This window comes from Jeotgalibacillus haloalkalitolerans (assembly GCF_034427455.1).
Classification (GTDB): domain Bacteria; phylum Bacillota; class Bacilli; order Bacillales; family Jeotgalibacillaceae; genus Jeotgalibacillus; species Jeotgalibacillus haloalkalitolerans.
Map to the genome: position 1 here is coordinate 380,601 of NZ_JAXQNN010000001.1, position 23,062 is coordinate 403,662.

The following is a 23,062-nucleotide window of genomic DNA, read 5'->3' on the forward strand; positions in this document are numbered from 1 at the left end:
AATGACTCCTTTATCAGCAGCAGCGGATACCTGAGAGCGGAGATTTTTCCATTCCCATCCGCAGATGCCAGTCATGAAATTTTTCGATCATATGAGGATATAGCTCAAGCGTGTAATAATAGACCGGATTTGGAATGCCGATCATTTCAGAGTACAGCATAAGCAAAAACAGGTCATCTTCATTACGTAATTCACGTGCGATTTCCTGGCGGTGGGGCATGCTCAGCACTTCTTCGTAGTAGGCGATGAGTTTTTTGACATGGTCGAGCATGGTTGAGCACCTCCTTTGGGTTAAATATTGTGGGTGATATGGTTTTTGGGTCAGCTTCGTTTGTTTTTCAATCACCTTTTGAAATTTTTCGATCACATACACAAACATTTCGATCACATTTAAAAATTCAGTAGTCATAAACAGTTTTTGAGTCACATTCTCTGTTTTTTCAATCACCTTCACAAGTTTTTCGATCACCTTTTATATCACCAAGCTTAAACTAAAAACAGGAAAGAGCCAACGCCCTTTCCTGCTTTCAGCTTATTCGTTCGGATCAAGCGGTGTTTGATTTTTAGACATGAGCGTAGAGATGGCTGTCAGACAGATCCATAGTGCGAATCCAAGGATCAGCGCGCCGAATACAAACAGCAGCGTGCTGGATTGCTCATTCCACCATGCCCACTGAGTAAATACCTGGCTGATCATTGCGTAAAGCGTCATGAACATCAGGAAGACCATCGGAATCAGGGTGATCAGATAGTTTCTGCCGAGTCTCTTCAGCCAGATCGAAATCAGTAAGAGGTTGATGCCGGCTAACAGCTGATTGGATGTACCAAACAGCGGCCACAGCAGGTAACCGCCTGAACCGAAGCCGTTAGGACCTTCAGGGATCAGTACAAGTGCAGCACTTGATACAACAGCGATTGTCGTAGCAACGTGTGTTTTTTCAAGGGCAGGCACTTTATATTCTGTACCAAGCTCAGAGATAATGTAGCGCATTAAACGGACAGATGTATCAAGTGTAGTTGCCGCAAAGCTGACAACGATAATAGATACGATCGTTGAGGCAACTTCAGCCGGAATACCAAGACCGTTTGCAAGCTGGCTCGCTCCAAGTACGAAGTTGCCAAGGCCGCCGCCACTTGCAGCCGCAAAGCTGTTATAAGACTCTTTAAATGCATCAGCGTTCGGGAAAAGAGTGATCACTGCAATGATTGAAATCAATGCCAGTACACCTTCACCAACAGCACCTGCATAACCAACAAAACGTGCATCTGTTTCCTTATTCAGCTGCTTTGATGATGTACCTGATGATACAAGTCCGTGGAAACCGGAAATCGCACCACAGGCAATTGTAATAAAGAGAAGCGGGAACCAGGATACATCATTTGCATCAGGGTTCGTAATTGGTGCTGTAATGCTCGGGTTTGTAAATAAAAGACCAAGATACAGAATACCAAGACCAACAACAAGCTGATGAGAGTTGATAAAGTCACGCGGCTGCAGAAGCTTCCATACAGGAAGTGTAGACGCGATATAGACGTAGATCATGAGGACCACAATCCAGATAAAGAACGCACTTGATATCGCACCGAGTCCGAAGATTCCGGCACCGTCTTCACCGCCCATGTAGCGGACAAGGTCAATCTGCAGGATCTGATATTCTGCTGCAAGTACTGCAACAAGATACATAACCGCAAGTGCCACCAGTGAAGGAACAAGCATTTTTGCATTCCGCTTATACACTGCATGACCGATCCAGACCGCAAGTGGGATCTGAATAAATACAGGCAGTACGCTTGAAGGGAATGTAATGAACAGGTTGGCAATCACCCATGCAAATACAGCGTTAACCATCAGTACAAGAATTAAAATAATGAATAAGAACAAAATCTTTGCACGCTGGCCAACGAGTTTATTTGCAAGTGTTCCCATTGACTGTCCTTTATTTCTGACAGAAACAACAAGTGTACCAAAGTCATGAACCCCTGCTGCAAATACTGTTCCAAATACCACCCAGAGGACTGCAGGCAGCCAGCCCCAGTAGACGGCAATGGCAGGTCCTAAAATCGGTGCAGCACCAGCTACAGACGTAAAGTGATGACCCCACAGGACAAACTTATTCGTCGGTACAAAATCGACGCCATCCTTGTAGCGGTGTGCAGGTGTCACATAATTCGGATCAAGTCTGTAAATTTTCTCGGCAACAAATTTCGAATAAAACCTGTAGCCCAGCACAAATATAAACAGCCCGATCGCCGCTAACGCAATTGCATTCATTCAGTTTTCCTCCTTATTATGTAATCTGACATTGTTATATATAGTATGTAAGCACTTTCAATGTCATGTTCAATAATAGGGGATTGTGTAAATAGTGTAAATATTAAAATAATAATATTTCCGTTAAACTAAGGATTTAGTTGAATAGTCATGTAATGATGTCAGAAACAAGTAAGTCGTTAGAAGTGATTAATAAACCCGCCTTCTGAATGGATCGTCTGACCCGTCACCCACTGCGCTTCTTTGCTGACAAGAAATGATGCCAGGTTCGCAACATCTGACGGCTGCCCGATCCGCCCCTGTGGAGAACGCTTCAGCAGTTCTTCTTTCAGCTCGTCATTCATCCACCCTGTATCGGTAGGTCCCGGATTAATCACATTGATTGTGATTTTTCTTTTAGCAAGTACAGGGGAGATCGTGTAAACAAGCGTATCTATTGTAGATTTCGTCATTGCATAGGAAAGCTCATTAGGCATTGGTCCCTGTGCCCAGCCGGTTGTCAGACAGATTACTCTCCCGAAATTATATTCAAAATGCTGCAGAAATTTCTGCGTCAGCAGCGTGACAGCACGCGTGTTAATTGCATAATGCTGATCAAGCTGTTCTGCAGTAACCGTTTCGATCGTATCGTTAATCGAGACAGCTGCATTATGGATGAGCGTATCAGGATAGCGTCCGAATGTTGAATAGCAAAATGAAAATAATTCATCCGGTGATTGAACATCCGCTAAATTCAGCTCAAGCATTTCAGCGTGTACACTTTTTTCCCGGCATAACCTTAAAATATCGTCTGTATCCTCACTGCGCTCATAGGCCGACACTTCACGGTCGTAAGCATGCCAGTAAGTAAAAAGAATATCCATTCCATCTGCCGCTAACCTTTCAACAAGTGAAGCACCAATTCCTATTTTTCTGCCGACACCTGTAACAAGTGCGAGTCTGCGTGTCATACGATCACCACTTTCATTTTTAAAAGTAAAAAGTATTCTCTTTTTCCTATTATAACGTTAACATAGACAAAAGAAATTATTGGAAGAAAAGGCGGGATGAAAAATGAAAGAAATACAGTTGGTTAAGCCGGAAAAGGTAAAGGAAGAAGCGTATCAGGCCTACATAAGAGAGTGGCAGTCAGCAGAAGAGGAAATCATTCCACATGCTTCTATACCTAAGAGTAAGAAATTTGAGGAACAGGTTGAAAACTGGAGAAGAGAAGAGCTGGGCCTGGGTATTCCTGAAGGCTGGGTGAGCGGATCCTTATTCTTTTTAATTAATCGTGCAGAAAAAGTGCTTGGCGCCGTTCATATACGTCACGAACTTACGGAAACATTATTTCAACGCGGCGGTCACATCGGCTATGGTATCAGACCGGATGAACGTAAAAAGGGTTACGCCACAGAGATTCTGAAACTTTCACTGAGAGAAGCCAGAGAGCTTGGCATTAACGACGTACTGATTACCTGCGATGATGATAATCCGGGATCCTATAAAACAATCGAGTCCAACGGCGGCGTCAGAGACCCGCAGGATGCTGAAGAAAACGGTGTTCTTGTCAGACGTTACTGGATTCGCTGAAATTTTTCATAATTCCGGCTATTTCTCTGATATAGTAAGAGGAGAACAGATTTGAAAGGAACGATTTGAATGAGCAATACGTCTGAACCGACCAGAATGGATAAGTTAAAGTCACGTGAAAAGATTTTTCTCGGACTGCTGATTGGTGGTGCGTTAGGTTTAAACTTCCGTCTGATCAACGTACTGATGATAGATGATATTACCATGCAGACTGTAAGCAATGTGGAGCTTGGTATTTATATTTTATTTTTTGTGGTGGCAGTGTTTGGCATGCTGTGGGTGAGAAAGCAAAAGAAGATCGAACTGGAAAAGAACCCGGAGCCTGAGAAGAAAAGCTGATGGTCTTTGATGAAGTTAAGACCGACAGATTAATGCTTACACCACTCACAAAAGAACATACACAATTTGTTTTTAAGCATTTTTCAGATCCGGTTGTCTGCCGGTATCTATTAGATGAAGAAGTCTATACAGACATAGAGGAAGCAGAAAACTTTATTCTGTTTAATGCGTATCATCCCAAAAAGAATCATAACCGCTGGGCCATTGTGATAAAAGAGACTGGTACAGTGATTGGTACATGCGGCTTCCATCAGTGGGACCGCTATAACAACATTGCAGAGATCGGTTATGACCTGACCCCGTCTGAATGGGGAAAAGGCTACGGAAACGAAGCGGTTAAAGGTATGATTAAACACGGTTTTGAACAGATGAAGCTGAACCGGATCGAGGCCTACGCAGCAAAAGGCAATGCAGCTTCTATGGAACTTCTTGAAAGGCTGGGCTTTAAGCGTGAAGGTTTAGTGCGGGATAAACATCTGTTCCGGGGAAAATATTATGACCATTACAGTTACTCGCTTCTTATGCGGGAATGGAAGAGCGGTTCACATGTGTGAGCCGTTTTTTGTTGTTAGAGGCCTCTTCTTCCGAAAGAGAGAGGGCGTTGGGTTGAAGGAAAAGCAGGTGGGGTTGATGGAATTCACGTATCCTGCTGAAGGAAATATGAGCAATCATGAAGGGAATCGTCCGCTTTTAAAGAAAATGAAGGAATCGTTTCCAGAATTGATGGAATAATTTCCGATATTGAGGGAATCACTCGCAAATTGAAGGAATAACTCTTCAAATGAAGGAATTAGCGCACGTTGATAATCTTAGATCAATAGCTCTTCACATCCAGTCTCACCATTTATGCAACATACCATATCGTGAATAGCTGATTAAACCTGATTGCAATGAGTCAGGATCATTCATTTTGTTTCAGCTTTCCGGTCTGATCCTCCAATCTCAACACAAGCCTTACAGTGAATCATTAGGCATGACAACACAAAAAAGCTACAATAGAACATAATGATTGAATATTCTGCAGGTTAGGGAGTGATTGATTTGACTTACACAATGGATCAGAAACCTTTTCATCATAAAAAGATACTCGTACTTGGCGGCGATGGCTTTTGCGGATGGCCGACAACGCTGCATTTATCAAAGCAGGGATATGAGGTTGTAGTAATTGATAACCTCTCCAGGCGAAACATTGATAATGAGCTTGAAGTGGAATCACTGACACCAATCAGACCGCTTGGTGCGAGACTTGATGCCTGGAAAGAGCTTACGGGAAATGAAATCCGCCATATTAACCTTGATCTGGCTGAGGAATATGACAGGCTGTTACAGGTCATCAATCAAGAAAAACCGCAGGCCATCATTCATTTTGCTGAACAGCGCTCAGCGCCATACTCCATGAAATCACCGCGACACAAGCGCTATACGGTGAACAACAATATGAATGCTACACATAACCTGCTTTGTGCCATTGCAGAATCGGCGCAGGATATTCACCTTGTACATCTTGGTACAATGGGCGTCTACGGCTATGGTACGGCAGGCGTTAAAATTCCGGAGGGCTACCTTGATGTGGAAGTGAAAACGGAGCAGGGAGAACGGGTGGAGCAGCAGATTCTTTATCCGACGAATCCTGGCTCCGTCTACCATATGACGAAATCACAGGATCAGCTTCTTTTCCAGTACTACAACAAAAATGACCGGATCAGAATCACAGACCTTCATCAGGGGATCGTGTGGGGAACCAACACAGAAGAAACGAACCTTGATGATCGTCTGATTAACCGATTCGACTATGATGGAGATTATGGAACGGTGCTGAATCGCTTTCTGATGCAGGCTGCACTCGGTTACCCGATTACCGTTCATGGCACAGGCGGTCAGACGCGCGCGTTTATTCATATCCAGGATACTGTCCGCTGCATTCAGCTTGCAGTGGAGAATCCGCCTGAAAAAGAGGATCGCGTCATGATTTTTAATCAGATGACTGAGACGCACAGGGTTGAGGATCTTGCGAAAATGGTGAGTGAGCTGACCGGTGGAGAGATCGCCTATGTGTCTAACCCGCGTAATGAGGCAGCTGAAAATGAGCTGCATGTGAAAAACGATTTATTTCTTTCAAAAGGACTTAATCCGATTACGTTGAATAGAGGACTTCTTGAAGAAGTGACGGAAGTAGCAAGACGATATGCATACAGAGCTGACCTGTCTAAAATCCCGGCCCGCAGCGTCTGGACGAAGAATCAGCAGGCAGGTGTTCCGGAAAAGCGCGAAACCGTTACAGATCAAACCTGATAGCAGGAGGCTTTTATGAGAATTGCAATGATCACAGAAACATTTCTCCCATCCACAGATGGCGTGGTGACCAGGCTGTGCGCCTCGATCCGCTGGCTGCGAAGTGAAGGCCATGAAGTGATGGTCATCGCACCGGACCACGGGATTAAGGAATACGAAGGGGCGATTGTAGCAGGCATTCCAGCATACAATTTCTTCTTATATAAAGAGGACAGAAAGTTTTCCTTTTACTCTAAAAAAGTAAAAAAATATCTGAAAACATTTAACCCGGATATTGTGCACGCCGTCAATCCATCTTTTCTTGGAGTGACGGGTATTTACTATGCAAAAAGGCTGAAGCTGCCGCTGATGGCTTCCTACCATACACATGTACCGAAATATGCCGATTACTATAACTTCTCCTACCTGAAGCCCGCGATGTGGACCTATTTTAAAACATTGCATAACCGGGCAAGTCTGAACCTCTGTACATCCAATACCGTACTTGGCGAGCTGAGGGAAAAAGGTTTTCGTAATGTTCATCTATGGAAAAGAGGCGTGGACACCAAGCAGTTTCACCCCGGGTTTTACAGTGAAGAGATGAGGGAGCGGCTGACAGGTGGTAAGACGGATAAAACACTTCTGATCTTTGTCAGCAGACTGGCTGCTGAAAAAGAAATTGAGCGGGTAAAGCCGCTTCTGACACAGTCTGATGATTACTGTCTGGCAATCGTCGGTGATGGACCGAACAGAGAAACACTTGAAAAAGAATTTGCCGGCACAAACACCATTTTTACAGGCTTTATGCATGGAGAGGAGCTGGCTCAGGCATATGCTTCATCAGATGTGTTTGTCTTTCCTTCAACGACGGAAACGTTAGGCCTTGTCCTCATGGAAGCAATGGCTTCAGGACTGCCTGTTTTAGCTGCTAAAAGCGGTCCGACTGCAGAGCAGGTGGCAGATGGGGAAACCGGTGTGCTCTTTGATCCGGCAGATCCCGCTCACATACTGAGAGCAGCCGCTCAGCTGAAAATAAAAGAAGTCCGTGCTAAAATGGGGCAGCGTGCACATGAGGAAATTCAGTCAGTCGGCTGGGATGAATCTGCCGCGCAGCTGATGGATTACTATTATGAAACGCTCTCAGTGCACAAAGAAAGCAGTAAGAAATAAGGTGTAAATATGAAAAGACGTGGCGTTAAACAGTTTTATTCCTATAGTGTGATCGGGATTACATGCGCGCTGCTTGATATCGGAGTATTAAATGGACTCCTGCTTTTATATCCAACACATGATCCCGGGCTTTTGACCGTCTATAATACACTGGCTTATACCGCCGCTGTGTTAAACAGTTATATATGGAACTCACGTTATACATTTAACGTGAACAAAAATAAAAAGCAGTTTGCAGGATTTATCACGCAGGCGATCATCAGTCTGTTTATTGCAAATGGCGTTTTTATCGGGGGGCTGTGGGTGATTGAGCAGCCTGATCTTCTTCCGCAGTGGCTGGAGACGAATACCGCGAAGGGATTATCGATGCTATTGTCCTCACTGTCGAGCTTCTTTTTTATGAAGTGGTTTGTGTTTAGGAAGTAATATAAAAAGAGGGTGGAACATGTTCAATGTGTTCCATCCTCTTAGTCGTTTCGCTGTGCTTCAGGCGGACGCTTTCCGGACGGAGGTTGCTGAGCCTCCTCAGACTTCGTCTTCCGGGGTCTCAGCTTCCCTCTAATCGTCCCGGAGTCGCCGCCTTACGCTCCGCTGCACTAAGGTTGTTATATAAATTATGTTTTACATAACAAAACCAATTGCTTTGTCACACGATCTTTTTATCATCAGTTATTAAAAAACTTCTCCGTAAAAAACGGCTGGTTTTCTGTATTGAAATCGACGCCGACACCAAGGTAACCATAGTCAGGCTTCAGGATATTCTCGCGGTGACCGAGTGAATTCATCAGACCTTCATGCGCAAAGATCGCGCTGTATTGACCGTAAGCAAGATTTTCCCCGGCTACTGTGTATTGAATGCCATCAGCATCCATCCGGTCAAATGGTGATTCTCCATCAAGGTTATCATGCGAGAAAAACCGGTTCTCTGCCATATCCGCACTATGCTTACGGGCGGTCTCACTGATCGCTTCATCCCACTCGAGTGTATTCAATCCATGCACCACTCTGGCAGCGTTTGTTACATCAAACAGCTGATATTTAAATCCTTCTTCAAGCTCAGCAGAAGGTTCAGCATACAGGGCGTCCCGCTGATCTTCGAGTTCTTCTGAAACAACCTGCAGTGCAGTCACTGTATTATTTTCATGCTGATCATAAAAGACAGTGATATAAGCGCCGTCAAAAGAAAATAAGTCATATTCGCCGTCATCCTGGAGCTCGTATCGTACAAATCCTTTTTGGATAGAAGAAAGCGGCTCACCTAGCTCAGCTCTTACTTCATCACGTGTACTGCCCATTTCAAGCGGAAGTGAGGAAGAAATCAGATCCTGGTTTGTAAATAAACCATTCACATTATTTTCTTCATTATAAGAAACCATAAAAAAGTTTTGGTATTGTTCATGATAAGCATGCCAGTTCACGCCAAACTCATTCATAGAACTGCGGCTTGCCTGACCTGCAGCGGCTTCGACATCAGATTTGGCTTGTCCAAGCTCAATATTATGGACGGCAAACAGTTCTTCAGAAGGGACAGAGAGTTCCGGACGCTCCACTGCGATTGTTTCATTTTCAGTGGAGAGCTCCGGTGCGTCCTGTATGATCTCATCTATCTCTATAATAAAATCAGTCATTGATTCCAATAAAGATTCCCAGGCATTTTGTATGCCTCCGCCTTCAAAAGCAGCGGATGCGCGGTCTGACAGATCACTTACAGCAGACAGATTCACCGATTCCGGGATCTGATCTTCCCACATCGGTTTTGAGAGAAACAGACCAAGGACGATGACAATCAATAGAAGTAGTTTTCTCAAAGTGTATTTCCCCCTATCTGTGCTTTATTTTACATGATCGAAAGGTGCAGGCGAAAGTGGGAAGGAACCCAAACCTGCAGAACTGATGTCAATAGTATGAACGCGTTGTAAGGTATTAATTAGTACCCTTTTAAAAAGAAGGGCAAACAAAAAGCCGCGTACAGATACGCGGCAGCAGCTCACCTTACAGCTCCGGGATGAATGGAAGCGTTTTTGAATATGATATACACAAATGCAGCAAGTACAATGGCAGTGACAGGGAAGGCCCAGTAGTTCAAGTCAAACATGACTGGCGCTCCGATCCGGACATCCGAAATAAAGAATTCAATCACCGGTGTACGCAACGGTTCAATCAGCAGCGTAATGACAAGAACAGCCAGCAGTCCAAGTCCGCCGACAAGACCGAACCGGTGGAAGGCAGCAGCAAGGAAGAAGCCGAAATTAAAAACCATAAAGCAGAACAAAGTGAGCAGCCCAAACTCTGCGAACCAGCTGAATTCACCTGTAATGGCTTCAGAGATATGCATAAATTGAACATTATTCCATACAGTGGCGACCAGGTTGGTATACGTAAACGTTACTGCAATGCTGATGGCAGCCATGATCACGGCAAGCAGCGCACTGAATGTAAAAGCTGAGAGCATATATTGCTGACGTGAAGAACCAAGTCTGATCGTGTAAGAGAATGTTTCTTTAATTAAAATGAAACCTGAGATGCCGGAGTAAATGAAAATCGCTATGGCAACTGAGATAATCACACTGCCGTTTGTATAGGTTGAAAGAACAGTGAGCGGAATCAGTGAAAAAGTGAAAATCGCCCAGAAAATCAAGACAGAAAACCGGTAATCGATCAGGAAAAACCTGACGAGAGCAGACAGCTGATTAAACATACATTTTCTCCTCCTTCTCAGTTAAATGAACCATTAGCTCCTGGATCGAACAGCGTTCTGTCGATAAGCCCATTGTCTTTGCACGGGCAGGATCGAGATCATCCCCGAAAATCAGTACACTTTTCTGACCCATAATTTCAGCGGAATGAAGGATCTGCTTTCCTTCAGTAAAGCGGTCGACCTGGGCTGCCGGTCCGCTGACCTGTAAGCTTTTCGCCATCAGCGCTTCCGCAGGCTCATGCGTCAGCAATTCACCATCTTTTAACAGCACAATTTCTTCAAAGAGGTTGCTTACTTCATCAATTAAATGAGTGGAAATAATAAAGGTTCTGGGATGGGACTCATATTCTTCAAGCAGAATATCATAAAATTTATAGCGCGCGCTCGCATCCATGCCGATATAGGGTTCATCAAAAATTGTAATGGCAGTGTGACTTGCAAGCCCGATAATAATGCTTAGTGCTGACTCCATCCCTTTAGATAAACCTTTTGCATTTTGAGAAGGAGAGAGGTTGAATGTTTTCAATAAGCGATCAGCCGTTCCCTGAGACCAGTTTGGATAAAACCGGCTCGCTGTTCTCAGTACTTCACGGATTTTCAGCTTGCGTTTAAAATTATTTGCTTCGCTGATCAGACAGATATGCTGCAGCGCGTTTCGATTATTAAAAGGTTTTTCACCATTGATCAGCACCTGACCGCCTGAAGGCTTGATATGACCTGCCATCATCTGCAAAAGCGTCGTTTTTCCCGCCCCGTTCCTGCCGAGCAGTCCGATAATCTTTTCAGGTTCAATCGTCAGGTTAAAAGGTTTTAACGCCTGCTTCCTGCCATAATGCTTCTCTAATTGCTGCACCTCAATTTTCATTTCGGGTCACCCTTTCGAAGTAGTGTATTCAGCTCACTCTCACTAATCCCCAGCTTTTCTGCCTCTGTTTTCAAAGGAACGATATAATCATGATAAAAACGATCCTTCCGTTTAGATAAGATAATCTCCCTTGCCTGATCTCCGACAAACATACCGATGCCTCTTTTCTTAAAAAGAATTTCCTGCTCTACAAGCTGGTTAATGCCTTTAGCTGCAGTAGCCGGGTTGATCTGATAAAACTTTGCGAATTCATTAGTGGAAGGAACACGATCTCCGATGCTGTAAGACCCTTCAAGGATGCCTGACTCAATCGTTTCGGCGATCTGCTGGAAAATCGGAACGTCTTCTCTCAGTTTATAGTCCATATTACCGCCCGCCTCATTGGTTAGTTACTTATGTAATTAACCATAAAACTAAATGACGTATTAGTCAATAGGTTTTGGAAATATTTTTTAGTAGGGGGGGGTTCGTAGAAAAATCGCTGTTGTTCGGAGAATGGAAGGTGATGTTCGTAGAAAAGTATGCGTGGTTCAAAGAATAGAAGAGGATGTTCAAAGAAAAAACTGTATGGTTCGTAGAAAAGTGTAATTAGACCTATACCAAAAACCACAACAAATTAAAAACCGCACCCCTTAAAGGATGCGGTCATCAGCTTATTTTGCTTCTTCAAATGCAGGGTCGTGAAATGGATGAGCGACCCAGCCTTCTTTTTCGATGAAGAGGCGTACGGCCACGACTTCGCGCTCATCTGTCAGCGTAAAGAAGTGAGGGGTGTTCACCGGTACGGAAATCACATCACCAGGTGCAAGATTTACATCAAAGTAGCCTTTTTCTTCGCTTTTGATAATGAAAATACCTGATCCGGCAGTGATGGCACGCACTTCGTCTTCTGTGTGCGTATGTACCTGCTCGAACTTTTTCAGGAGATCCTCAAGACCCGGTGTCTGCTCATTCAGTGAGATCACATCCCAGTTATGATAACCGCGTCGCTCAGCCAGTGCGCGGATCTCCCCGTCAAATACGGATAGAACAGTTTCTTTATCTTCATCAGACAGCCCCGTCACACCCTGAAGTGCTTCCGGAAGCTTTGCAGTATCCCACTTTTCATATAACACACCCTGGTCAGACAGGAATGCCTGTACCTGTTCTTCACCTTTGATAACTTCCTGTGTATCTCTGATTGTAATTGTCGCCATTATGATCTTCCTCCCTGAGTTTGTAGTCGTAATGCGAGATGTGTCTCAAATAGAAATTCAAATGCTTCAAGATGCTTTTTTGCTTCAAAAGCATTCCGCCCCCAGACGGTAATGCCGTGATTGCGGATTAGCACACCAAAAATATTTTCCTCAATCCGTTCTGCTAAAAGGTTTGCGAGATCCGGAATATGTGCCGGGTTTTCTATAATCGGCACCCGTAATACAGCGTCTTCCTCCCACAGGTTAAAAGCTTTAATGAGCTCCTGGTGCTGAAAAGTGATTTCACCTTTTTCAGCGTATAGCTCAGAAATCACATTGTTGCTGACCGTATGGATGTGGAGGGAGCAGCCTGCGTCTGTCAGTTCGTACACTTTTTGATGTAAAAGCGTCTCAGCAGAAGGCTTCAATCCGGTCTGTTCAACCGGCTGGCTGTGCTGATCCACTAACAGAAAGTCTTCATCTGTCCGCTGGTACTTATCCTTGCCGCTTGCTGTTACCAGAAATTCAAGCGGGTCATCGGATACTTTGATCGACAGGTTGCCGCTTGTACCAGGGAACCAGTTTCTTGCACCAAGAGCATCTTTTACATCGGCAAGCTCCTGCCAGCGGTTCTTAAGATCAAGTGTTTTCAACGGTGCACAACCTCCTTTGACTGTTCAAGATAGGTAACAACTTCATCAAAATGAGTAAAACGCTTGTATGGAAGATTCAGCTCCCTGCATTTTTCCTCAAGGTAATCGCCACAGACAAACACCAGGTCAGCGAGCTTTGCAGCTTCAAGATCTGTAACAGAATCGCCGATGACGATTTTCTGTACAGGCTCATCTGTAAGCTCCCTGATGATACTTGGTTTACAGCAGCCGCAATCATTTGAACAGTGCTTATCACAAGTGTGCGGCCAGGTGATTTGAATTGTATTTCCTGAAAAATCACTGCCGTTACAGTAAAGCTGATTTTCAAGGTTGTAAGGCTTTAGCATGGGCTTTACGAAAAAATCGATGCCGCCGCTGACGATATTCAGCGGGACATTTTCTTTTCTTGTATAGCTGACAAAATCACCAAAGCCATCACGGATTTCAGCCGTTTCGACAACATACTGAATGATCTCTTCTTTTAGAGAAGAAGGGAGGGTTGCGAACATTTTCCCTACGCCCTCGCGGATTGATATTTCCCGGGAAAGAATTTGATCTTTAATCGGCTCCCAGCCCGGGGGATCAAAGTGCTGCATAATTGAAATGATGTTGTCGGATTTTGTGATGGTGCCATCAAAATCACAAAAGATTACGCTTGGCATGCGCTCACCCCCATAATGCAAGTGCCTTCTCAAGCTCTGCTGACTTTGCGGCAGCATCTTCCAGCGTACCGCCTGCCTGAACTTCAGCAATCGCATCACGGAAAGCTTTTGCACCGGCTGCCGCGCCTCCAGGGTGACCGTGAATACCGCCGCCGGCATTGATAATTGAGTCTTTTCCAAAGTCCTCAATCAGCTGTGGAACCAGTCCTGGATGAATACCGGCTGATGGCACAGGGAATGCGCGTTTCAGGCGGCTGTCAGATGTAAGTGCATCCCTGATCGCAAATGTTTCGCTTTTTTCCATCGCCACACTGCCATATGGAGAAGGGAACAGCACGAAGTCTGCACCTGCAAGACGAAGCAGTTTGCCAAGCAATACCTGATTTGAAATGCCGTACAGCGGTGAAGCTGTAAATGCACCGGATACAGCAGGGTGAGCCATAATCGGTACATCAATATATGGATCTTCAGCAAGACTCTGCAGTGTATCAAGCCCGTAAGCAAAAACGTTAAACAGTAATGCATTCGCACCAAGCGAGACTGCTTTTCTTGCTTTCTCTTTTAAATCAAACGTTCTGCCTGAAAGGTTTACTGCATATAACGTCCGGTGACCTGTACGTTCATATTCTTCATTCAGCACCTTCACACCTCGGCGGATCCGGTCTTCAAAAGGGGTGAGCGGATTATCAAATAAAATCTCATCATCCTTTACAAGATCAACCCCACCTGCAGCCTGGGCACGGAGCTGTTCTTCGAAAAGATCTGTTCCGCGGCCGATCATCCCCTTGAAAATACTCATCAGAAGCGGGCGGTCATGTACGCCAAGCTTGTTTCTAATTGAATCAATTCCAAACTGGGGACCGGGGAACTGCTGCTCAAGTGCTTCATCAAGCTCAATATCTACAAGCTTTACTTCACCATCAAGTGACAGCTTTCCAAAAATCGTTGTCAGGATCGCCGGAATATCAGCGCTGAAGTTTGCCGCAGGATACGCAATCTTAATCAGTCCCGCCTTGCGCTCACCGAGGTGAGCCGCTGCATCTGAAGGCGTTGTTTCACTGACAGAGACAACTTCACCCTTATGTTTTTTTAACTGCTCCTGATCAACCGCGGGTAGGTCCGTCCATGAACCGACCGTCAGCCCAAGCGCAATAGACTCAGCCTTTTTTTCCAAATTTCCTTTTGCATCATGTACAAGATAAGTCGCTGTGATTTTTGACATAAAAGACATCCTTTCAAAAACAGAAATAAAAAATCCGCTCCCAAAGAGGAAGCGGACATCAAAATGAACGTTCTTCCTCTTATCCTTCAGCTGTCGCTGTGAGAATTAGCACCTTGAATCAGCGTTAGCCGAAACAGGTTGCCGGGTTTCATCGGGCTCGTCCCTCCACCTGCTCTTTATAAGAGTTGTATAACGTATTCAGTTAGTTTTAAAATCATGTACCGAATTATGGCAGACATCTTCAAAAACGTCAAGCAGATTTTTCAGAAAATTATATTTTTGATTTTTGAATTTATGAGTATAAATTGTGATGTGCTTTATAAATTGGCGGGTGATTTACGCTGCAGGGGGACGCTTTCCGCGGCCGGGCGGTGAGCCAGCAGGCTTCGCCATTGCCTCATCTGTCCCTTCCTGCCGCAGCCCCTTACGCTTCAATCACCCGCTGTGCAGGTACTATGATTTTTTAACAAAGTAAAAATATGAGAGATAGTTGATCAACCAACTATATATTTTTCAAAGATAACTCAGCTGTTGACCGGAGTGGAGGGCGGCGACTCCGGGACGAATAGAGGGGAGCTGAGACCCCGGAAGCCGCAGGCTGAGGAGGCTCAGCAACCTCCGTCCGGAAAGCGTCCGCCTGAAACGCAGGTCAACAGCGGTTCCCGGAAGCCCCCAAAAAATAAATTTAAAAAACCCGTTGACAAACCGTCACTCTATTCCGTAAACTTGCAATTATGAAATCGCAATAAACCAAAAACATCCAACTACATATACCACTCTTATCGAGAGTTGGCTGAGGGAATTGGCCCTATGAAGCCCGGCAACCGGCCCCGCTGTATACATAACAGCAGGGACACGGTGCTACATCCAACAGACGTAATGGTCTGAGAGATAAGAGGTCGAATCAGTCTAATTCTGCCTCTTTCTATCTTAGAAAGGGGCTTTTTATTTTTCACTTTTATAAAAAGCAATTAGTGAATTTGCACAGCAGATGATTGGAGCGTAAGGCGGCGACTCCGGGACGATTAGTTGGAAGCTGAGACCCCGCAGGCGAAGCCGAGGAGGTCTAATGGAGCCACAAAACGGCTCATCCAGGAAAGCGTCCGCCTGAAGCGGAAATCATCTGCCGGCTTGAAGCAAACAAGGAGCGTGAAACAATGGGTAAGGCAGAACGGTTGAAAAAAGCACGGCCGCCGGTACAGAAAAATACACATGATGGCAGACTTCCACCTGGTCAGACGCTGACAGAAAAATTTCCGATTCTGCATGAAGGCGAAGTCCCTGAATACAATCTTGCTACATGGGATTTCACGCTGTTTGGAGAAGGTGCAACGAAAAAGACATTCACTTATGACGAGCTCATGCAGCTGCCGCAGACGACAATCGTAAAAGATATTCACTGCGTGACAAGGTGGTCAAGGTTTGACAATGCTTTTACCGGCGTCACAATAAAGGATTTGCTGAAAGATTTTGAGATCCCTGAAGGCACGAAGCACGTTATGATTTATGGAGATCATGACTACGAGACGAACTTACCGCTTGAGGATCTGCTAAAAGAAGACATTCTGCTGGCGCACTCTTTTGAAGGGAAGCCGCTGACAGCCAAGCATGGTTATCCATTCAGACTGGTCGTACCGCACCTGTATTTCTGGAAGAGTGTGAAGTGGATCAGAGGAATTGAATTTTTACAGGAAGACCGCCCGGGGTTCTGGGAACGCAACGGATTTCACAATTACGGAGAAGTATTCAGAGAAGAGCGTTTTTCAGGAGAGGACTTAGATATTCCTGAAGATGAGTGGCATAAAAAAGAATTTGATTAAAGGAGAGGAACGTCAATGACAAATGTACGTGAGCATGTGTATGAACCATTTACTGAACAGAGTGTCCTCGTTTATTTAGAGAAAAAGGGACTCATTACAGATAAAGAGCAGGTAACGTGTAAGGAAGTTGGGGATGGTAATCTGAACTATGTGTTTATAGTAAAGGATTTGCAGACTGACAAATCGCTTGTCGTTAAGCAGGCGCTGCCTTATGCAAAGGTTGTCGGTGAAAGCTGGCCGTTATCGCTCGACCGTGCACGTATTGAACGCCAGGCACTGCAGGAAGCAGCGAAATATGTACCGACGCTTGTACCGGAAGTATTCGATTATGACGATGACTATGCAGTGACAGTAATGGAAGACCTGTCAGATCACGTGATTCTGAGAAAAGGGTTACTTGAAGGAAACCTTTATCCTCACATTTCAGAACATATCGGAACGTATCTTGCTGAAAACCTGTTCAACGCCTCTGATGAAGCGCTTGGACCGATTGAAAAGAAAAAGCTGGCACGTCAGTTTGTGAATCCGGACTTGTGTGATATTACTGAAAAACTTGTTTTCACAGACCCATATCAGAATGCTGAATCCAATTCCTACCCTGAAAATCTTCAGGAAGCAGTGGAGTCACTGTGGCAGGACGATCGTCTAATCTTTGAAGTCGCAAAATTGAAAAAACAATTCCTGACTGAAGGAGAAACATTGCTGCACGGAGACCTTCATACAGGCAGTGTGTTTGTAACGGAAGAGTCTACAAAAGTAATTGACCCTGAATTTGCATTCTATGGTCCGGCAGGCTTTGATATCGGTGCATTCATTGCTAACCTGACGCTAAACTATATTGCCCAGCAGGAAAGAGCGGATGAAAGTAATCGTCATGAGATCAGTGACTACCTGCTTGAGACGATCGAACAGACTTGGGCAGTATTTGAAAAGCGCTACCGCGAGCTGCTGTTAGAAAAAGGCTTTGAAGAGAGACAGCGGACAGATCAGTATGCAGATTACGTACTTGAAAAGATCTGGCAGGATACGCTCGGATTTGCCGGCTGTAAAACGATCCGCCGCATCATCGGCCTTGCACATGTTGAAGATATTGATGGAATTGAAGACGAAACAGGCAGACTGCAGGCACAGCAGCGCGCGATTGAAACGGGCAGATCACTGATTTTCAACCGTTCTGTATGGCGCTCGCCGAAAAGCCTGACTGCTTATCTGAAGGGGCTGGCAAAATGACGAATTTTATTAAACCGGTCATCTGGGAAGGCGATGCAATTCGTCTGTTAAATCAGCAGAAGCTTCCCCGAGAAGTGGAATATATCTTTTTAAAAACAATTGAAGATGTGTGGAACAGCATAACAGAATTGAAAGTACGAGGCGCACCTGCAATCGGGATCACAGCAGCTTTCGGGCTTGCTCTGTGGGCGAAAAACAGCGGGCTGAATGAGCTTGAGATTCTGAAGTCAGAGCTTGCTGTAAAAGCAGTCTATCTGAATTCCTCCCGTCCGACAGCGGTTAACCTGTCATGGGCGCTTCAGAGGTTACTCAAAGCAGCTGAAGAAGAAGCCTCTGCTGCGAAAGTAATTGAGCGCCTTGAAACAGAGGCAATCCTGATTCAACAGCAGGATGAAGAAACGTGTAAGCGCATTGGGGAGTACGGCTTTTCGCTGCTTCCTGATGACGCAACGGTTCTCACTCACTGCAATACAGGCGCAATCGCTACTTCCAAATACGGTACAGCACTTGGCGCATTTTATATCGCAAAAGAGCAGGGTTCTGATATTCACGTATATGCAACTGAAACGAGACCAGTCCTGCAGGGAGCAAGGCTGACTGCATGGGAACTCCAGCAGGCAGACATTGCCGTCACGCTGATCACAGACAACATGGCTGCTCATGTACTTAAAACGAAAAATATCGATGCAATTTTAGTAGGTGCCGACAGAATTACAGCCAATGGCGACACAGCAAACAAAATCGGTACATACGGCCTTGCCATTTTAGCAAAAGCCCACGGTATCCCATTCTACGTAGCTGCACCGCTATCCACCATTGATCTCGAAACAGCAACCGGCGATGACATCGTGATTGAAGAAAGGCACGCAGAAGAAATCACCCATATCGGCGGCAAGCGCATCGCACCGGAAGACATCAACGTATTCAACCCGGCATTCGACGTCACGCCACACGGTTTAATCTCAGGCATCGTGACGGAAAAAGGGATTGTGACGGGAGATTACCAGACAAAATTAAAAGCATTGTTTGAAGGTGTAACGGTTTAAAATTACTGACTTATAAAAGAATATCAAAGTTTATGCACAGCAGATGATTGGAGCGGAGGGCGGCGACTCCGGGACGATTAGAGGGAAGCTGAGACCCCGCAACCGAAGGTGAGGAGGCTCAGCAACCTCCGTCCGGAAAGCGTCCGCCCGAAGCGGAAATCATCAGCCCGAATATAGGACACCATTTTACCCTGACACTTTACCAAATTAACCTTTTAAAGGAGTGCAGAAAATGAAAAAAGGACTTACTTTACTTTTACTCTTACTAACATTCATCCTTGCAGCATGTACCGACCAGCAGCCTTCTTCTCAAGAAGAGGAAGCACCGGACGAAGCAGTAGCAGAAGAATCAACTGAAGCAGCTGAAGAAGCTTCAACTGACCAAGCCTCACAGGCAAGCGACGCAGAAATTCCGGCAGCAGTAGACAAGCCGCTTAAAATCGCTGCAATCATGGAATTTTCAACAGGCACATTCGCTTCACAGTATGTAAGCGGACTTGAAGCGCAGGTCGAAAAATTCGGCGGAGAAGTACAAATTTACAATGCAAACAATGATTTATCACAAATGGCTAACCATCTTCAAACAGCGATTAATCAGGGGGTTGATGGTATTCTGATCGACCACGGCCGTGCAGAAGCACTAAACCAGGGTGTGGAAGAAGCGCTTGAAAAAGGCATCTCTGTCGTAACATTTGATAACGACATTACTGTAGACGGCGTAACAGCGATCAGCCAGGATGATTACAGTCTTGCATGGGGCACGCTGAAACAGATGGCACAGGACATTGATGGAGAAGGAAATATTGTATACGTATGGGCTGGCGGCTTTACTCCGCTTGAAAGACGTAACGTCATTTATGAAGCATTCCTCGAGCACTACCCGAACGTTTCAGAAGTGGCACGCTTTGGGAGCGTCAGTAATAATACAGCACTTGATTCACAAAACCAGATGGAAGCTGTACTGAAAAAATATCCTGAAGAAGGCTCAATTGATGCAGTATTCGCACCATACGATGAATTCGCAAAAGGCGTGACGCGTGCGATTCAGCAGGCAGGACGCGATGAAATTAAAGTGTACGGCATTGACTTAAGTGATGAAGACCTTCAGATCATGCAGGAGGAAAACAGTCCCTGGGTGACAACCGCTGCAACAGATCCTGCTGAAGTAGCCGGGGTCCAGGTAAGATTCCTGTATCAGAAAATTGCAGGTGAAGAAACACCATCGATCTATGCACTTGACCCTTCAGTCGTAAATGTAAGCGACCTTCCTGATGAGCCTGTCACAATGGCGGATGTCGGTCAGCACATCGAAGGCTGGGGTTCACCGAATGCTGCGCGTTCACCTTGGATGGACGCACTGGAGGCGAAAAACGGACAATGAGTACGCTTCAGGTTCAACAGCTTACAAAGTCATTTGGTCCAGTCAATGTGCTAAAGCAAGTGGACTTCTCAGTTGAACCTGGTGAAGTTCATGCGCTGCTCGGTGTAAATGGTGCCGGCAAAAGTACACTTGTTAAAATTCTGTCAGGTGACTATGAAAAAGACGGCGGCACCATTTTGATGGATGGGGAAGAGGTTCATTTCACTTCCCCATCTGACGCTCAGGATAAAGGCATCGCCATTGTCGTTCAGGAAGTGGATACAGGACTGATTCCAAACCTTTCAGTTGCTGAAAATGTCACGCTTGACCTGACAGTTGGCGGTAAAAATACCCGGCCAATCAGCTGGAAAAAGCGCAAACAGATTGCAGCAGAACGGCTGGCAAAGGTTCAGACGCCTATTCAGCTGAACAAGCTGGTGGAAGATTGCACACTCTCTCAAAAGCAGATGATTCTTCTTGCACGGGCCGTCGCATCTGACGCGAAAATCATCATTTTTGATGAGCCAACCGCCCCATTAAGTGATCATGAAACAAAACAGCTGTTCAGTGTCATAGAGGAGCTGAAGGCACAGGGCATCGGAATGATTTATATTTCCCACCGCATGCAGGAAATCAATCAGATCGCCGATCGCATGACCATCATGAGGGATGGTAAAGCAGTCGCTGTTCATGAAACCGGCAGTGTATCAACTGAAGAAGTTGTCAAAACTATGCTGGGTAAACAGCTTCATAAAGCGGATTATCATCATCGTGAATTTAGTGAAGAGACGGTTTTTGAAATTAAGCAGGTAGCGGTACCTGAGACCGGCAAAGAAATCAGTCTTTCTGTACGCGCCGGGGAAATTGTTGGGATCGCAGGGCTCGTCGGTGCAGGGAAATCTGAAACAGCCAATGCGATTTTCGGTGTGTCGAATGCAAAAGGAAAGTGGCTGGTGAATGGCACTGAAGTAAAAGTGAAAAGCCCTCGTCACGCAGTTCAGGCAGGGCTTTCATTTATCCCGGAAGAGCGTCGTAAAAGTGGTGTGCTGATCGAATCAACCGTTCAGGAAAACCTGTCTCTTCCGGCGCTTCAACACTTCTCAACGGCAGGCTGGATCAACCGGAAAAAGGAACATCAGTCAGCGCTGCAGCAGATTCAGGAGCTTGGCATCATTACATCCTCCCCAAAAGCGCTGATGAAGCATCTCAGCGGTGGGAATCAGCAGAAGGTATCGATTGGGAAATGGCTGAATCATGACAGCAGTGTATTTATGTTTGACGAACCGACAAAAGGAATTGATGTTGGGGCAAAAAACGATGTCTTCCGTCTGATCACACATTTAGCTGATCAGGGAAAAGGCATTTTATATTTTACGAGTGAATTTGATGAGCTGCTTCAGATCGCAGACCGGATTCTGGTCATGGCGGATGGAGAGATCACCGATGAAATGCAGAATCATGAAGCAACAGAAGCGCGTCTCATGACAGCAGCGACAGGAGGGAATGCAGTTGAAACAGCTGAATATCAGCGATTATCCGCAGCAGGCAGATCTTAAGGAGCGGATCGTCAATTTTTTCATGAAATTTGGCACACTCCTGGCACTTGCACTGATCATACTTTTTTTCAGTCTGACAAATGAACAATTTCTAACGTACGGTAACATTACGGATATTCTCCGTTCAATCTCGATCGTGACACTCGTGGCAATCGGCGTCACATTCTCTATGATTGTCGGCGGGTTTGACCTATCAGTCGGATCCACCGTCAGTCTGGCAACTGTTGCGAGCGGTGCACTTTTAGTCTGGTACAGTCAGGAACTTCTTGTCGTACTGCTCGTGCCACTCGTACTCGGTGCGTTAATCGGACTGATCAACGCATTTATCGTGGTGAAGATCAGAATTCCTGATTTAATTGGGACACTGGCAGTCATGTATATCATCAATGGTGTGCATCTGACGTATACAAAAGGTTATTCCATCTATAGCAACATGCCAATGCCGGATGGCAGCGGCACGGCACCGGGTATTTTTATTCCGGCATTTCAGTTTATCGGACAGGGCAGACTGTTCAATATCCCGTTTCCGGTTATTTTAATGGTCGTGATTGTTGCACTGGTTCATTTATTTTTAAATTATACACGTGCCGGTCGTCTGTTTTATATGACTGGTGGTAATAAAGAAGCGGCGCGTTTATCAGGTGTACCTGTGAATCGTTACCGGACATATGCCTATGTAATCAGCGGTGTTTTTGCAGCACTTGCGGGGATCGTTCTTGCTGCACGTATTGGTACTGGACAGGTATCAGCAGGTGACCCGTTACTGATGGACGGGGTTGCTGCTGCACTGATCGGTTATTCGGTATTCGGTGCTGGAAAGCCGAATGTCATCGGGACATTTATCGGTGCCATTATTATCGGGATTTTGCTGAATGGACTGACGATGATGAATGTACCGTATTATGCGCAGGATATTATTAAAGGCGGTATTTTGGTTGGAGCGCTTGCGCTGACTTACTTCAGGAAGAAGGAGTAGAGGATTTTGTGAGTGGGGCGTCGGCGTCGTATTTGGTCCGGTCCGCCGCGTGCGAAAAACTGAAAAGGTGATGGAATTAATCGGATACGTGATTGAATAAAACGCAATGGTGAGTGAAAAAATTGTCCGTAAAACGGAGATGATTGAATAACCAAAAAGGTGACGCAATTACCGG

24 protein-coding genes and 2 riboswitches are annotated in these 23,062 nt (G+C 45.4%); of the genes, 13 read left to right on the top strand and 11 right to left on the bottom strand.

Features of this window, described 5'->3' with window-relative positions:
* Positions 1-13: 13 nt before the first annotated feature.
* The 3 genes from UFB30_RS01850 to UFB30_RS01860 all read right to left on the bottom strand — a co-directional run bounded on the left by UFB30_RS01850 (position 14) and on the right by UFB30_RS01860 (position 3,222).
* Complete coding sequence (locus UFB30_RS01850) at positions 14-409, bottom strand: cory-CC-star protein (protein ID WP_494337693.1); 396 nt, start codon at positions 407-409, stop codon at positions 14-16.
* A gap of 123 nt (positions 410-532) precedes the next feature.
* On the bottom strand, positions 533-2,272 hold the full coding sequence (locus UFB30_RS01855) for a carbon starvation CstA family protein (protein ID WP_322419969.1): 1,740 nt from the start codon (positions 2,270-2,272) through the stop codon (positions 533-535).
* 179 nt (positions 2,273-2,451) lie between these two features.
* On the bottom strand, positions 2,452-3,222 hold the full coding sequence (locus UFB30_RS01860; RefSeq protein ID WP_322419970.1) for an SDR family oxidoreductase: 771 nt from the start codon (positions 3,220-3,222) through the stop codon (positions 2,452-2,454).
* 103 nt (positions 3,223-3,325) lie between these two features.
* On the opposite strand from UFB30_RS01860, the gene UFB30_RS01865 reads away from it, so the two are divergent.
* The 7 genes from UFB30_RS01865 to UFB30_RS01895 all read left to right on the top strand — a co-directional run bounded on the left by UFB30_RS01865 (position 3,326) and on the right by UFB30_RS01895 (position 8,050).
* The gene (locus tag UFB30_RS01865) at positions 3,326-3,844 is read left to right on the top strand and encodes a GNAT family N-acetyltransferase (protein WP_322419971.1); all 519 of its coding nucleotides are present in this window, start codon (positions 3,326-3,328) and stop codon (positions 3,842-3,844) included.
* Between the two features lie 69 nt (positions 3,845-3,913).
* Positions 3,914-4,183 carry a hypothetical protein gene (locus tag UFB30_RS01870; RefSeq protein WP_322419972.1) on the top strand — a complete coding sequence of 90 codons (270 nt, stop codon included), beginning with the start codon at positions 3,914-3,916 and terminating at the stop codon, positions 4,181-4,183.
* Positions 4,183-4,737 (top strand): GNAT family N-acetyltransferase, encoded by a 555-nt coding sequence (locus UFB30_RS01875; RefSeq protein ID WP_322419973.1) that lies wholly within the window; start codon positions 4,183-4,185, stop codon positions 4,735-4,737. The genes UFB30_RS01870 and UFB30_RS01875 overlap by 1 nt, the downstream gene beginning before the upstream one ends.
* Positions 4,738-4,789: 52 nt before the next feature.
* Positions 4,790-4,915, top strand: a complete 126-nt coding sequence (locus UFB30_RS01880) for a hypothetical protein (RefSeq protein WP_322419974.1) — start codon at positions 4,790-4,792, stop codon at positions 4,913-4,915.
* Positions 4,916-5,224: 309 nt separating this feature from the next.
* Complete coding sequence (locus UFB30_RS01885) at positions 5,225-6,475, top strand: NAD-dependent epimerase/dehydratase family protein (RefSeq protein ID WP_322419975.1); 1,251 nt, start codon at positions 5,225-5,227, stop codon at positions 6,473-6,475.
* Between the two features lie 15 nt (positions 6,476-6,490).
* On the top strand, positions 6,491-7,624 hold the full coding sequence (locus UFB30_RS01890; RefSeq protein ID WP_322419976.1) for a glycosyltransferase family 4 protein: 1,134 nt from the start codon (positions 6,491-6,493) through the stop codon (positions 7,622-7,624).
* Between the two features lie 9 nt (positions 7,625-7,633).
* Entirely contained in the window at positions 7,634-8,050 is a 417-nt protein-coding gene (locus UFB30_RS01895; protein WP_322419977.1) for a GtrA family protein, read from the top strand.
* A gap of 239 nt (positions 8,051-8,289) precedes the next feature.
* Here UFB30_RS01895 and UFB30_RS01900 read toward each other — a convergent pair whose 3' ends face one another.
* The 8 genes from UFB30_RS01900 to UFB30_RS01935 all read right to left on the bottom strand — a co-directional run bounded on the left by UFB30_RS01900 (position 8,290) and on the right by UFB30_RS01935 (position 14,899).
* The gene (locus UFB30_RS01900) at positions 8,290-9,432 is read right to left on the bottom strand and encodes a CAP domain-containing protein (protein ID WP_322419978.1); all 1,143 of its coding nucleotides are present in this window, start codon (positions 9,430-9,432) and stop codon (positions 8,290-8,292) included.
* Positions 9,433-9,611: 179 nt separating this feature from the next.
* On the bottom strand, positions 9,612-10,322 hold the full coding sequence (locus UFB30_RS01905; protein ID WP_322419979.1) for a hypothetical protein: 711 nt from the start codon (positions 10,320-10,322) through the stop codon (positions 9,612-9,614).
* Entirely contained in the window at positions 10,315-11,187 is an 873-nt protein-coding gene (locus tag UFB30_RS01910; protein WP_322419980.1) for an ABC transporter ATP-binding protein, read from the bottom strand. Before UFB30_RS01910 ends, UFB30_RS01905 begins: the two co-directional genes overlap by 8 nt.
* On the bottom strand, positions 11,184-11,552 hold the full coding sequence (locus UFB30_RS01915; RefSeq protein WP_039812177.1) for a GntR family transcriptional regulator: 369 nt from the start codon (positions 11,550-11,552) through the stop codon (positions 11,184-11,186). Before UFB30_RS01915 ends, UFB30_RS01910 begins: the two co-directional genes overlap by 4 nt.
* Before the next feature lie 288 nt (positions 11,553-11,840).
* A complete protein-coding gene (locus UFB30_RS01920; RefSeq protein WP_322419981.1) occupies positions 11,841-12,383 on the bottom strand; it encodes a 1,2-dihydroxy-3-keto-5-methylthiopentene dioxygenase in 543 nt (180 codons plus the stop codon).
* Positions 12,383-13,015, bottom strand: a complete 633-nt coding sequence (locus UFB30_RS01925) for a methylthioribulose 1-phosphate dehydratase (RefSeq protein ID WP_322419982.1) — start codon at positions 13,013-13,015, stop codon at positions 12,383-12,385. Before UFB30_RS01925 ends, UFB30_RS01920 begins: the two co-directional genes overlap by 1 nt.
* A complete protein-coding gene (locus UFB30_RS01930; RefSeq protein WP_322419983.1) occupies positions 13,012-13,677 on the bottom strand; it encodes a 2-hydroxy-3-keto-5-methylthiopentenyl-1-phosphate phosphatase in 666 nt (221 codons plus the stop codon). Before UFB30_RS01930 ends, UFB30_RS01925 begins: the two co-directional genes overlap by 4 nt.
* Positions 13,678-13,681: 4 nt before the next feature.
* Complete coding sequence (locus tag UFB30_RS01935) at positions 13,682-14,899, bottom strand: 2,3-diketo-5-methylthiopentyl-1-phosphate enolase (protein ID WP_322419984.1); 1,218 nt, start codon at positions 14,897-14,899, stop codon at positions 13,682-13,684.
* Between the two features lie 76 nt (positions 14,900-14,975).
* Positions 14,976-15,084, bottom strand: a riboswitch (SAM riboswitch).
* 591 nt (positions 15,085-15,675) lie between these two features.
* A riboswitch (SAM riboswitch) is annotated at positions 15,676-15,797 on the top strand.
* 259 nt (positions 15,798-16,056) lie between these two features.
* On the opposite strand from UFB30_RS01935, the gene UFB30_RS01940 reads away from it, so the two are divergent.
* The 6 genes from UFB30_RS01940 (at position 16,057) to UFB30_RS01965 (ending at position 22,887) form a co-directional block, all read left to right on the top strand.
* Complete coding sequence (locus UFB30_RS01940; RefSeq protein WP_322419985.1) at positions 16,057-16,719, top strand: sulfite oxidase-like oxidoreductase; 663 nt, start codon at positions 16,057-16,059, stop codon at positions 16,717-16,719.
* A gap of 15 nt (positions 16,720-16,734) precedes the next feature.
* Positions 16,735-17,949 (top strand): S-methyl-5-thioribose kinase, encoded by a 1,215-nt coding sequence (gene mtnK, locus UFB30_RS01945; protein WP_322419986.1) that lies wholly within the window; start codon positions 16,735-16,737, stop codon positions 17,947-17,949.
* On the top strand, positions 17,946-18,995 hold the full coding sequence (gene mtnA / locus UFB30_RS01950) for an S-methyl-5-thioribose-1-phosphate isomerase (protein WP_322419987.1): 1,050 nt from the start codon (positions 17,946-17,948) through the stop codon (positions 18,993-18,995). Before mtnK ends, mtnA begins: the two co-directional genes overlap by 4 nt.
* 232 nt (positions 18,996-19,227) lie before the next feature.
* Positions 19,228-20,376, top strand: coding sequence for a sugar ABC transporter substrate-binding protein (locus UFB30_RS01955; RefSeq protein ID WP_322419988.1), 1,149 nt, complete (start codon positions 19,228-19,230; stop codon positions 20,374-20,376).
* Positions 20,373-21,911, top strand: a complete 1,539-nt coding sequence (locus tag UFB30_RS01960; RefSeq protein ID WP_322419989.1) for a sugar ABC transporter ATP-binding protein — start codon at positions 20,373-20,375, stop codon at positions 21,909-21,911. Before UFB30_RS01955 ends, UFB30_RS01960 begins: the two co-directional genes overlap by 4 nt.
* 22 nt (positions 21,912-21,933) lie before the next feature.
* Positions 21,934-22,887, top strand: coding sequence for an ABC transporter permease (locus UFB30_RS01965; RefSeq protein ID WP_322420535.1), 954 nt, complete (start codon positions 21,934-21,936; stop codon positions 22,885-22,887).
* Positions 22,888-23,062: the final 175 nt, after the last annotated feature.